The organism is Enterobacter sp. CFEC122 (assembly GCF_052983755.1).
Genome location: NZ_JBRIQR010000011.1, coordinates 99,537 through 111,749, shown reverse-complemented (window position 1 = coordinate 111,749; position 12,213 = coordinate 99,537). Strand labels below are relative to the sequence as shown.

The window sequence follows — 12,213 nt, the reverse complement described above, 5'->3', positions numbered from 1 at the left end:
CGCATTGAATATTTTTGGTTGCAACTCTCCACGCTTTATCCTTATTTCCTCCATATTTGGCGAAAATTTGTTTTTTACACTTTCATTGTTTTACCGTTGCTCTGACTAATTGACGATAAACCCCGTAAAGTTAATCTCGTCAACACGGCATAGCGCCGAAGAATAACTGAAAGAAAGGAAATAAATTATGCGTAAGTTTACTGCACTGTTTGTTGCTTCTACCCTGGCTCTGGGCGCTACCAGCATGGCGTTCGCCGCAGATACTGCGACCACCACCGCTGCCGCGCCTGCTGAAGGCAAAATGATGATGCATCATAAAGGCCCGGGTATGCACAACGAGATGATGATGTTTAAGGATCTCAACCTGACGGATGCGCAGAAACAGCAGATCCGCGATATCCGGAAGAGCGAACGTGAGCAGATGAAGCGTCCGCCGCTGGAAGAGCGTCGTGCCATGCATGACATCATCGCCAGCGACAGCTTCGACAAGGCGAAAGCCGAAGCGCAGATCGACAAAATGGCCGAGCAGCACAAAGCCCGTATGCTGGCTCACCTGGAAACCCAGAACAAGATCTACAACATTCTGACCCCGGAACAGAAAAAACAATTTAATGCGAATTTTGAGAAGCGTCTGACAGAACGTCCGGCGATGGAAGGTAAAATGCCAGCACCAACCGAATAATCGGTTCACTCTCTTAAGACCGCCGGGATCCTGTCCACAAAAGCGCAATCGCTGTGGACAGGACCGGCGGTTTTTCTTTCCTGCCCTCTTGTCTGCCGCCGCCAGCGCGGTATGCTCCTGTAGTCGCATCAGAGAATGTTTGTAGAGTCATGGCGTTAGAATTTTTATTAACGTTCCGCTAAGGCCTGCCCGCTCTGCTGCCGATACTGTGTTGTGAATACCTAACGATAACAAACAAGACAGCAACGATAGCAATATCCTTGCCCTGGCACGGGTTGTGCCATTCAGGAGTGGTGATGGAGTTCTTTGATATCCGTAAGATGCCGGTCAGCCTCTGGCGCAATGGTGCGGGTGAAACGCGTGAGATTTGTTGTTTCCCTCCCGCGACGCGTGATTTTCACTGGCGTGCCAGTATCGCGACTATCGCCAGCAACGGCGAATTCTCCTCTTTCCCCGGCGTCGATCGGGTGATTACCTTGCTGGAAGGCGGGGAGGTGACGCTGGATGCCGGTCAGGCGTTCTTCCATACCCTGAAGCACCATCAGCCCTATAGCTTTGCCGGCGACCTGCCGGTGAAAGCGCTGCTGTCCGATGGGCGGATGGCGATGGACTTCAACATCATGACCCGTCGCGACTGCTGCCGGGCGAAGGTGCGCGTGGCTGACCGTACCTTTACCACCTTTGGCACACGCGGGGGCGTGGTGTTTGTGTTAAGCGGGGCGTGGCAGCTGGGTGATAAATTGCTGACGGCCGATCAGGGCGCCAGCTGGGAGGAGGGTACCCATACGCTGCGTCTGCTGGAGGCTCAGGGTACCTTATTGTTCAGCGAAATCACGTGGCTGCCAGGCCATTGAGCTCAATGATCTCAAACTTACCGGCCAGGACAGGTTTACAGAGAATTTTGTAGCCATCGTGGTCAAATCCGGCGGGCGTGCGCAGCAGGGTTGCCGCGTCGTTGATATCGTCGACAGCGCCCAGCCAGAGCCAGTTATTGACGATGTGATATTGGGTCATCGCGTCACCCACTTCTTTTAGCGCAACGGCGCTTTCCCAGGGCCAGCACTTCACGCTGATGGCCGCCAGACCGGCGAGGAGCCGGGCGTGGTGCGCCTCAACGCTCTCTTTCCCACAGCAGGCACCGGCACAGCGCTTCAGCGCGGATCGGAAACAGGCGCGTCCGCGCGTGGTCGCCTCAAGGCCCAAAAGGCTGTAGCAAAGCTGGAGTTCGTCCGCCAGCGTCTGCAGCGCCTGAAGTGCGGCTCTTTTATTAGCGAACAGCCCATAGAGATTCGGGGCATGAGAAAAATCGACGTCCCGCGCGTAGACGACCTGCGGCTTGCCTTCGTTGATCTGCAGGGAGCAGAGCTGATGGTTGCGGCGCAGGCGCTTGTTGAACAGCGGCTGCTGCTCTTTAATCAAACGCGCTTCCAGCAACAGCGCGCCCATTTCTCCCGCCGTCTGGAACCAGGTAATGCGTCGCGACTGGCGCAGCATGGCGGCCTCGTCCGGGGTACGCAGATGGGATAACACCCGACTGCGAATGTTAACGCTCTTGCCGATGTAAAGCGGCAGCGTGTCGCTTTCGCCGTGAAAGATGTACACGCCCGGCTGTTTAGGCAGTGCCTCAAGCCAGGGGCGAAGGTGCTCGGGGTATTCGTAGATAGCCGCCGCTTCAAACTCAAGACGCGGGGCGGATTGACGCCTGCTCACATACTGCTCCATATACTGTTCAGGCATACAGTGTAGCAGAGAGGGTTTGGTTAAAAAAGAGCCGGGTGGCGGCGACGCCTTACCCGGCCTACAAAACGGGGTTACCGTTTTGCGTTTATTTCCAGAAGTCGTCAAACACCGTTATCGGTGGGCGACGCTTGTGCTCGGTTTTCAGATACCAGCCTTCGATGATCTTCGCGGTACTCTCATCCAGCTTTTTGCCTTCCAGATAATCATCAATGTTGTCGTAGGTGACGCCAAGAGCCGCTTCATCCGGCAGGGAAGGGCGATCGTCCTCCAGATCGGCCGTCGGCGCTTTCTTATACAGATGCTCAGGACAGCCCAGCGCGGCAAGCAGCTGCTTGCCCTGACGCTTGTTCAGGCGGAAGATCGGGTTAATGTCGGTGCCGCCGTCGCCGTACTTGGTGAAGAAGCCGGTGATCGCTTCGGCCGCATGGTCGGTGCCGACCACGACGCCTTTGGTCATCCCGGCGATGCTGTACTGCGCTTTCATACGCTCGCGTGCCTTTTCATTGCCGCGAACGAAATCGCTTAACTCAATGCCCGCCTCGCGTAACGCCTGCTCGCTTGCCAGCACCGAGCCTTTAATATTCACGGTCAGCACGCGGTCAGGCTGAATGAAGGCAATGGCATCCTGGCAATCCTGCTCGTCTGCCTGTACGCCGTAAGGAAGGCGCACAGCGATAAACTGCAGCGTCTCATCGCCCGTCTCCTCGCGCAGCTCTGAAATTGCCATCTGGCAGAGCTTACCGGTCAGCGTTGAATCCTGGCCGCCGCTGATGCCCAGCACCAGAGATTTCAGGAAAGAGTTCTTCTTTAAATACGCTTTTAAAAAATCCACGCTGCGGCGGATCTCTTCATTTGCATCTACCGCAGGCTTCGCGCCCAGCGCCTGGATAATCTCTTGTTGCAGAGTCATCACGCTCTCCATAAACAGAATGTGTTAACTGTTAAAACTAACCCTTTGGACGTAAAACGACAAGGATCACAGTTTCGAGTGCGCTAATTTACGCCGTTTTAGCAGGTTATCGTTGTTTTATTAGAATTTTCCGAAATTCGTCTGGCGTAACGCACAAAGTTGAACAATAGTACTTTTTATCCCATGCTTAGATAACACGCTGATAAACAAGAGGACGGAATATGAACAAGAACGTAGCAGGAATTCTTAGCGCAGCGGCGGTACTGACTATGCTGGCAGGGTGTACGGCTTACGATCGCACCAAGGATCAGTTTACGCAGCCCGTAGTAAAAGACGTTAAAAAGGGGATGACCCGTTCTCAGGTCGCTTCGATTGCCGGTAAACCTTCTTCTGAAGTCACCATGATTCATGCGAAAGGGACCTGCCAGACCTATATCCTGGGTCAACGTGATGGTAAGGCAGAAACCTACTTTGTCGCCCTGGATGATACCGGTCATGTGATCAACTCCGGCTATCAGACCTGTGCTGAATACGACACTGACCCGCAGGCACCTAAGGCGTAGTCACCTTGCTTGCCTGAGGATGTTAACAAACCGGCCCTGAGGCCGGTTTTTTTATGCATCGGAAAATCTTATTTCTTTTCGCGAATTATTTGCCCGAAATGTGAGGGTAGTCAACAAGCCAGGTCAATGAGAGACAATTTGAGTCTGTTCAGAATTATCCCCTGTCTGTACCATTGCGTATACTCACTCCAACGATAAACAACAGTACGCAAACTACCTGTCTGCCGGGACAGCGAGTCGAGTGAGAACGCGACGGCAGGTAGTCATACAAGAGGGAAATTACGATGGAAAAGAAACATATCTACCTGTTCTGCTCAGCGGGCATGTCAACCTCGCTTCTGGTGTCAAAGATGCGTGCGCAGGCTGAAAAGTATGAAGTCCCTGTGGTGATCGAAGCGTTCCCGGAAACGCTGGCGGGCGAAAAAGGTCAGACAGCCGATGTTGTTTTACTGGGACCGCAAATTGCCTATATGTTGCCCGAAATTCAACGACTGTTACCCAATAAACCGGTCGAAGTGATCGACTCGGGGCTGTACGGCAAGATTGATGGTTTAGGTGTTCTTAAAGCTGCTGTGGCAGCGATTAAAAAAGCTGCTAATTAATTTTTATTTTTCCCGTCAAAGAGTTATTTCACACACAATACGCCGTAACATGCGTTACGGCATTTAAGGGTATTTTCCTATGAGTAAAGTCATCGCTTCACTTGAAAAGGTACTCCTTCCTTTTGCTGTTAAAATAGGAAAGCAGCCTCACGTTAATGCCATCAAAAACGGCTTTATTAAATTAATGCCGTTGACGCTGGCCGGGGCCATGTTCGTTTTAATTAACAACGTTTTTCTGAGCTTTGGTGAAGGTTCCTTCTTTTATTCATTAGGAATTCGGTTAGACGCTTCCACAATTGAAACCCTTAATGGTTTTAAAGCCATCGGCGGCAACGTCTATAACGGTACGTTGGGGATTATGTCGCTGATGGCGCCTTTCTTTATTGGGATGGCGCTGGCAGAAGAGCGTAAGGTGGACCCACTGGCTGCCGGGTTATTATCCGTCGCCGCCTTTATGACAGTGACCCCGTACAGCGTCGGTGAAGCCTATGCTGTGGGCGCCAACTGGCTGGGTGGGGCTAACATCATCTCCGGTATTGTTATCGGCCTGGTGGTGGCAGAGATGTTCACCTTTATTATCCGTCGCAACTGGGTGATCCGCCTGCCGGATAGCGTACCGGCCTCCGTTTCCCGTTCATTTTCCGCGTTGATTCCAGGCTTCATTATTCTCTCTATCATGGGGATTATCGCCTGGGCGCTCTCCCACTGGGGCACAAACTTCCACCAGATCATCATGGACTCTATCTCTACGCCGCTGGCGTCGATGGGTGGCGTGGTCGGTTGGGCGTACGTGATTTTCACCTCTCTGCTGTGGTTCTTTGGCGTGCATGGTTCACTGGCACTGGCCGCGCTGGACAGCGGAATTATGACCCCGTGGGCACTGGAAAACGTTGCACTTTATCAGCAGTACGGCTCCGTTGATGCGGCGCTGGCAGCGGGTAAAACTTTCCATGTGTGGGCGAAGCCGATGCTTGACTCCTATATCTTCCTGGGCGGTACCGGGGCAACCTTGGGTCTGATCATCGCGGTCTTTATTGTCTCTCGTCGCGCAGACTACCGTCAGGTCGCGAAGCTGGCGCTGCCATCAGGCATCTTCCAGATTAACGAACCGATTCTGTTCGGTCTGCCAATCATCATGAACCCGGTCATGTTCATTCCGTTCATCCTGGTTCAGCCGCTGCTGGCCGCTATCACCCTGACGGCGTATTACATGGGCATCATTCCACCGGTCACCAACATTGTACCGTGGACCATGCCAGCGGGTCTGGGCGCCTTCTTCAACACCAACGGCAGCGTCGCAGCCTTCCTGCTGGCGATATTTAACCTCGGAATTGCCACCCTGCTGTACATGCCGTTCGTGGCGATTGCGAACAAAGCCGCCACCATCATTGATGAAGAAGAGAGCGAAGAGGATATCGCCCTCTCACTGAAATTCTAAGATTGACGGCGCGGGGAGACCCGCGCCAGCCACAAGGAGCTTAAAGATGTTAGATTTGGATAATATTGTCGCAGACGACGCCGTCGAGAACGATCTCGAAGAAGTGGTGATGGGGCTTATCATCAACTCCGGGCAGGCCCGCAGCCTGGCCTACGCCGCGCTGAAGCAGGCCAAGCAGGGGGATTTTGCCGCGGCGAAAACCATGATGGAACAGTCCCGCACGGCGCTGAACGAAGCGCACCTGGTACAGACGAAGCTGATTGAAAGCGATCAGGGCGAAGGGAAGATGAAGGTCAGCCTGGTGCTGGTCCACGCGCAGGATCACCTGATGACCTCGATGCTGGCACGCGAGCTGGTGGCGGAGCTCATTGAGCTTCACGAGAAGATGCAGTAAGTCAGACTGAGTAGCAGGAGGTCAGCACGATGGAAATTAAAACCGCACTTGAACAGCAGCTGTTTAATGGCAAAAATTTTCACGTGGTTATCTACAACAAAACGGAGAGCGCCAGCGGTCTGCATCAGCATGACTACTACGAGTTCACGATTGTTCTGACCGGCCGCTACTACCAGGAGATCAACGGTAAGCGCGTTCTGCTTGAACGAGGGGATTTTGTCTTCCTGCCGATGGGATCTTATCACCAGAGCTTTTACGAATTTGGTGCCACCCGCATTCTGAATGTGGGCGTCAGCAGACGTTTCTTCGAGAAGCACTATCTGCCGCTGGTGCCGTTCTGCTTTGTGGCCTCTCAGGTTTATCGCGTCAAAAACGAGTTCATGACCTGGATTGAAACGGTTATCGCCTCGCTTAACTTCCGCGACAATGAATTTGATGAGTTTATTGAAACGGTGACCTTCTACGTGATGAACCGGCTACGCCATCATCGTGAAGAGCAGCAGGTGACGGATGATATTCCGCAATGGCTGCGCAGCACCGTTGAGCTGATGCACGATAAAAGCCAGTTCAGCGAAAATGCGCTGGAAAATATGGTCTCCCTGTCGGGCAAATCCCAGGAATATCTGACCCGCGCGACGCAGCGTTATTACCGTAAAACGCCCGTGCAAATTATTAATGAAATCCGCATTAATTTTGCTAAAAAACAGCTGGAAATTACCAACTATTCTGTCACCGATATTGCATACGAGTCAGGATACAGCAGCCCCAGCCTGTTTATTAAAACCTTTAAGAAATTGACGTCATTCACACCGAACAGTTACCGGAAAAATTTGACGGTAATTAATTAACTGTCGGCGGATTACCCGCCACGAATATTGCTTTAATGGCTTGCCCAAATAGCGGGAAGAGCACGCTATACCTTGCAGGCGATTAACCTGATACGCTAAGGGAGATATTATGCAGAAGAAATTAAAAGTCGTAACCATTGGTGGCGGCAGCAGCTATACCCCGGAATTACTCGAAGGTTTCCTGAAACGTTATCATGAATTACCGGTCAGCGAATTATGGCTGGTGGACGTTGAGGAAGGTCAGGAGAAGCTGAATATTATTTTCGACCTGTGCAAGCGCATGGTGGAAAAAGCGGGCGTGCCTCTGACCGTGCATAAAACCCTCGATCGTCGTCTGGCGCTGAAAGATGCGGATTTCGTCATCACCCAGCTGCGCGTCGGCCAGCTGAAAGCGCGTGAGCTGGACGAGCGTATTCCCCTGAGCCACGGGTATCTGGGGCAGGAGACCAACGGCGCGGGCGGCCTGTTTAAAGGACTGCGCACTATCCCGGTGATTTTCGACATCGTCAAAGACGTGCAGGAGATCTGCCCGAACGCGTGGGTCATTAACTTCACCAACCCGGCCGGTATGGTGACCGAGGCGGTCTATCGTCATACGAACTTCAAACGCTTTATCGGCGTCTGTAATATTCCGATCGGCATGAAGATGTTCATCCGCGACGTGCTGGCGCTGACCGACAACGACGATCTCTCCATCGATCTGTTCGGCCTGAACCACATGGTGTTTATTAAAGATGTCATCGTGAACGGGGAATCGCGCTTTGCCGAGCTCCTCGACGGCGTAGCCTCCGGTCGTCTGACGGCGGCATCGGTGAAAAACATCTTTGACCTGCCGTTCAGCGAAGGGCTGATCCGCTCGCTGAATCTGCTGCCTTGCTCGTACCTGCTTTACTACTTCAAGCAGAAAGAGATGCTGGCCATCGAAATGGGCGAGTATTATAAGGGCGGCGCGCGCGCGCAGATCGTTCAGAAGGTCGAAAAGCAGCTGTTCGATTTGTATAAAGACCCGAACCTGAACGTCAAACCGAAAGAGCTGGAGCAGCGCGGCGGGGCCTATTACTCCGATGCGGCGTGTGAAGTGATCAACGCCATCTACAACGACAAGCAGGCGGAGCACTATGTCAACGTGCCGCACCACGGCCATGTCGACAATATTCCGGCTGACTGGGCCGTCGAAATGACCTGCATCCTGGGGCGCGAGGGCGCTAAACCGCATCCACGCATCACCCACTTCGATGACAAGGTCATGGGGCTGATCCACACCATCAAAGGCTTTGAAGTGGCGGCAAGCAACGCGGCGCTGAGCGGTGAGCTCAATGACGTGCTGCTGGCCCTGAACCTCAGCCCGCTGGTGCATTCTGACCGCGACGCGGAGCAGCTGGCCAGCGAGATGATCCTGGCGCATGAAAAGTGGTTGCCGAACTTTGCCGCCACGATCGAGAAGCTGAAGTTCCAACAGTAATAAGAGGACGCACAATGGAAAACCTGCTGATCGTTAATGCTGATGATTTTGGCCTCTCGAAAGGCCAGAACTACGGCATTATTGAAGCCTGTCGCCGGGGGGTTGTGACCTCTACAACGGCGCTGGTTAACGCTGAGGCGGTTGAACACGCGGCGCAGCTGAGCCGCGAGGTGCCAGAGCTGGGCGTCGGCATGCATTTTGTGCTGACGCTCGGGATGCCGCTTTCGCCAATGCCGGGCCTGACGCGCGACGGCCAGCTGGGTAAATGGATTTGGGAACGGGCGGAGCAGGGTGCTCTGCCGCTTGAAGAGATTGCCCGCGAGCTGGACTGTCAGTTCAACCGCTTCGTTGATGTGTTTGGTCAGGCGCCGACGCACATCGACAGCCATCACCACGTGCATATGATCCCGGCGATTTTCCCGCTTGTCGCCGGGTTTGCACAGCGCAAAGGCGTGGCGATGCGCGTGGATCGCAATGTGCACGGATTGCCGGACTGCGCTGTTACGTCCACTGAGGGGTTCAGCAGCGCGTTTTACGGAGAAGAGATCAGCGAAGCGCTGTTCCTGAAGGTGCTGGATGATTCCGCTGCCCGCGGTGAAACGTCGGTAGAAGTGATGGCGCATCCTGCCTTTGTCGATAACACCGTGCGTAAAAGTGCCTACTGTTGGCCGCGGCTGGCGGAGCTGGACGTGCTGACGTCGGCCTCGCTGAAATACGCGATTGCCGAGCGCGGATATCGGTTGGGGACATTCAGGGAGCTGTAAGAGTTGCCGGGTGGCGGCTTCGCCTTACCCGGCCTACGAACGACCTGCTAACTCTTGTAGGCCCGGTAAGGCGAAGCCGCCACCGGGCTTTTTTTACGCCGGAATCTGATCGACCTTGCTGCTTCGCGACCAGACGCGGTGCGCGGCGAGCAAATCAAACAGCTTCGTCATGAAGGCATCGTCAACGTTATCGCCCTCGACAATGCCGTCCTCACCCTGATCGGCCACCTTCAGCTGCGCTTTAAACTGTCGCGCATCGCCGGACAGCGCGATCGGTTTCAGGTGCTTATAGGCTTCCAGCAGATAATAGACGGCGTCGCCGTTGGTCAGCAGACTGGCAAGATCTCCGCCCGGCACAATCACCGCATCGACGGTGAGCGATGGCGCACCGGCAAAGGTCGCCGCGACCGGCAGCACAGAACCATCGTCGGCCGTCAGTTCACCCATGCGGGAATAGAGCAGTTTGGCATGCACGCCCTGGGTTTTTAGCGCCTGCATGATCCCCAGCACGTCGCTGGCGCGGGTTTTGTCGTTCAGCAGAATGGCAACCACGCGGCCTTTAATCGAGCCGCCCGGCACCGCATACAGGCTAAGCGACGGATCTTTCTTCACGCCGTTAACCTCTTTCGGCGGAGCGAGGTTACGCTGCTCGTCGGTCAGCGTAATGCCCAGGTTGTCCGCGACGCTCTGGGCAAGCTGAACATCAATATGCGCCAGCTGATCGACCACGCGCTCGCGGATGTAGGTGCGCACCACTTTACTCAGCTCAAAGCTGAAGCCGCCGATGATGTGCTGTTGCTCAATCGGCGTCTGGCTGTTCCAGAACAGGCGAGGGTGGGCGTAATACTCGCCGAACGAGGGGCTGCGCTCGCGAATTTTATTGCCATCGATACGCTCCTGATAGGATTCGAATCCACCGCGTTTCGGTCCGGGAGGCGTTTCACGCGGCCAGTTATCGTTGATGGAGTTCGGCTCATAGTTCGCCGGGTTGGTATCAATATCCTGACGGTGCATCCCGTCGCGCTGGAAGTTGTGGTACGGGCAGGTTGGGCGGTTAATCGGAATTTCGTGGAAGTTCGGCCCGCCCAGACGGCTAATCTGCGTATCGGTATAGGAGAACAGGCGTCCCTGCAGGAGCGGATCGTTGGTGAAGTCCAGCCCCGGCACGATATGCCCCGGGTGGAACGCGGCCTGCTCGTTTTCGGCAAAGAAGTTATCCGGGTTGCGGTTGAGCACCATTTTACCCACCAGCTGCACCGGTACCAGCTCTTCCGGGATCAGCTTCGTCGGGTCCAGAAGGTCGAAATCGAACTTAAATTCGTCCTCTTCCGGGATGAGCTGCAGGCCCAGCTCGTATTCCGGGAAGTCGCCCGCTTCAATGGATTCCCAGAGCTCGCGGCGATGGAAGTCCGGATCGCGCCCGGTCAGCTTCTGCGCCTCGTCCCACACGAGCGAGGCTTTACCCGCCACCGGCTTCCAGTGGAAACGGACAAACGTGGCTTTCCCCTCGGCGTTGATCATCCGGAAGGTATGGATGCCAAACCCCTCCATGGTGCGGTAGCTGCGGGGGATCCCGCGGTCTGACATCGCCCACATCACGTTGTGTAAGGTTTCAGGCTGCAGGGAGACATAGTCCCAGAAGGTGTCGTGCGCACTTTGTCCCTGCGGTATGGCCCAGTGGGGCTCCGGTTTTACCGCATGGACAAAGTCAGGAAATTTATGCGCGTCCTGAATGAAAAACACCGGCGTGTTATTGCCGACCAGATCGAAAATACCCTCTTCGGTATAAAACTTTGTGGCAAAGCCGCGGATATCACGCACCGTATCCGCCGAGCCCGCACCGCCCTGTACGGTGGAGAAACGCACAAACACCGGCGTTATCTTGTCCGGGTCGGAGAGGAAATCCGCTTTGGTGATCGCCTTCAGGCTCTTGTAGGGCTGAAAGTAGCCGTGCGCAGCGGAACCGCGTGCGTGGACGATGCGTTCCGGTATCCGCTCGTGGTCAAAATGGGTGATTTTTTCCCGCAGAATGAAGTCTTCCAGCAGGGTTGGCCCGCGCGAGCCTGCGCGAAGTGAGTTCTGATCGTCAGCAATGCGCACGCCCTGATTGGTGGTGAGCGCAAAACCTTCGCCGCCTTTACGGTGTGGCTCAAGCGATTTCAGCTTATCGTTTCCCGTATCCGGGGATTTCATGCTTCCCGGTGCGGTAGGCTGTTCGCCTGGTGCGGAAGGGCCCGGGGAGGGGCGGTGAGAGCCGTCAGAAGGGGCGAGAGAGTCCATGCCCGGTTGAGATTCTTCAGTGCCATGAATCGGTGATTGATGTGTTTTATCTTTGTTCGACATTGCACGCTTCTCCTTTATCCATTGCTAAAAACCCTATTAAGGATAGAACAATGTCGTGAAATGGCTCGCGAACTAAGAGTTTTCACATGCCATCATTAACGAAAGGAGCCATCTCACCCACTCGGAGCGCGACGGAAGGCAGCAGGATCGGCTATCATAGAATTTTCCTGCTTCAAGAATTTGCTTTAGTGAATCCGTTGCTTATGAAACCTCTTCGTCAACAAAACCGCCAGGTTATTAGCTATGTGCCCCGCGTTGAGCCCGCGCCGCCAGACCATGCCCTGAAAGTGGAGGGTTTTCGCGATGTGTGGCAGTTACGGGGGAAATACGTGGCCTTTGTGCTGATCGGCGAACATTTCCGTCGCTCTCCCACCTTTACGGTGCCGGAGTCCGCACAGCGGTGGGCGATGCAGATCCGCCAGGATGAAGAGGTTGAAGAATAACAGCCATAAAAAAACCGCCTGTTG

The 12,213-nt window shown here is 54.6% G+C and carries 13 protein-coding genes; 10 read left to right on the top strand and 3 right to left on the bottom strand.

Translation table 11 applies throughout. The annotated features are described in order from the left end of the window. The first annotated feature begins 187 nt into the window (after positions 1–187). Together spy and ves are read left to right on the top strand one after the other, a co-directional pair. On the top strand, positions 188–682 hold the full coding sequence (gene spy / locus ACVCAM_RS10130) for an ATP-independent periplasmic protein-refolding chaperone Spy (protein ID WP_023292681.1): 495 nt from the start codon (positions 188–190) through the stop codon (positions 680–682). 296 nt (positions 683–978) lie between these two features. After that, complete coding sequence (gene ves / locus ACVCAM_RS10125; RefSeq protein WP_021241069.1) at positions 979–1,536, top strand: environmental stress-induced protein Ves; 558 nt, start codon at positions 979–981, stop codon at positions 1,534–1,536. Here the strand turns inward: ves and cho are convergent. Next, positions 1,514–2,404: an excinuclease Cho gene (gene cho, locus ACVCAM_RS10120; protein WP_447093588.1), complete on the bottom strand. Its 891-nt coding sequence runs from the start codon at positions 2,402–2,404 to the stop codon at positions 1,514–1,516. The genes ves and cho overlap by 23 nt on opposite strands. Positions 2,405–2,507: 103 nt before the next feature. Then, positions 2,508–3,332 (bottom strand): ammonia-dependent NAD(+) synthetase, encoded by an 825-nt coding sequence (gene nadE / locus ACVCAM_RS10115; RefSeq protein WP_021241071.1) that lies wholly within the window; start codon positions 3,330–3,332, stop codon positions 2,508–2,510. A gap of 221 nt (positions 3,333–3,553) precedes the next feature. Here nadE and osmE point away from each other — a divergent pair, with 221 nt between their 5' ends. From osmE to chbG, 7 genes are all read left to right on the top strand, one after another. Beyond that, complete coding sequence (gene osmE / locus ACVCAM_RS10110; RefSeq protein WP_447093584.1) at positions 3,554–3,895, top strand: osmotically-inducible lipoprotein OsmE; 342 nt, start codon at positions 3,554–3,556, stop codon at positions 3,893–3,895. A gap of 284 nt (positions 3,896–4,179) precedes the next feature. Then, entirely contained in the window at positions 4,180–4,497 is a 318-nt protein-coding gene (gene chbB / locus ACVCAM_RS10105; RefSeq protein ID WP_008500676.1) for a PTS N,N'-diacetylchitobiose transporter subunit IIB, read from the top strand. 79 nt (positions 4,498–4,576) lie between these two features. Beyond that, positions 4,577–5,935, top strand: coding sequence for a PTS N,N'-diacetylchitobiose transporter subunit IIC (gene chbC / locus ACVCAM_RS10100; RefSeq protein WP_447093583.1), 1,359 nt, complete (start codon positions 4,577–4,579; stop codon positions 5,933–5,935). A gap of 46 nt (positions 5,936–5,981) precedes the next feature. Next, on the top strand, positions 5,982–6,329 hold the full coding sequence (gene chbA / locus ACVCAM_RS10095; RefSeq protein ID WP_008500674.1) for a PTS N,N'-diacetylchitobiose transporter subunit IIA: 348 nt from the start codon (positions 5,982–5,984) through the stop codon (positions 6,327–6,329). Positions 6,330–6,358: 29 nt separating this feature from the next. Beyond that, positions 6,359–7,177, top strand: coding sequence for a transcriptional regulator ChbR (gene chbR, locus ACVCAM_RS10090; RefSeq protein WP_008500673.1), 819 nt, complete (start codon positions 6,359–6,361; stop codon positions 7,175–7,177). 109 nt (positions 7,178–7,286) lie between these two features. Then, positions 7,287–8,639, top strand: a complete 1,353-nt coding sequence (locus ACVCAM_RS10085) for a 6-phospho-beta-glucosidase (protein ID WP_407223267.1) — start codon at positions 7,287–7,289, stop codon at positions 8,637–8,639. A 14-nt stretch (positions 8,640–8,653) separates the two neighbouring features. After that, a complete protein-coding gene (chbG, locus tag ACVCAM_RS10080; RefSeq protein WP_025911684.1) occupies positions 8,654–9,403 on the top strand; it encodes a chitin disaccharide deacetylase in 750 nt (249 codons plus the stop codon). 93 nt (positions 9,404–9,496) lie between these two features. Here chbG and katE read toward each other — a convergent pair whose 3' ends face one another. Beyond that, positions 9,497–11,746: a catalase HPII gene (gene katE / locus ACVCAM_RS10075; protein WP_025911682.1), complete on the bottom strand. Its 2,250-nt coding sequence runs from the start codon at positions 11,744–11,746 to the stop codon at positions 9,497–9,499. Between the two features lie 167 nt (positions 11,747–11,913). Here katE and cedA point away from each other — a divergent pair, with 167 nt between their 5' ends. Next, on the top strand, positions 11,914–12,189 hold the full coding sequence (cedA, locus tag ACVCAM_RS10070) for a cell division activator CedA (RefSeq protein ID WP_256378557.1): 276 nt from the start codon (positions 11,914–11,916) through the stop codon (positions 12,187–12,189). Positions 12,190–12,213 lie beyond the last annotated feature (24 nt).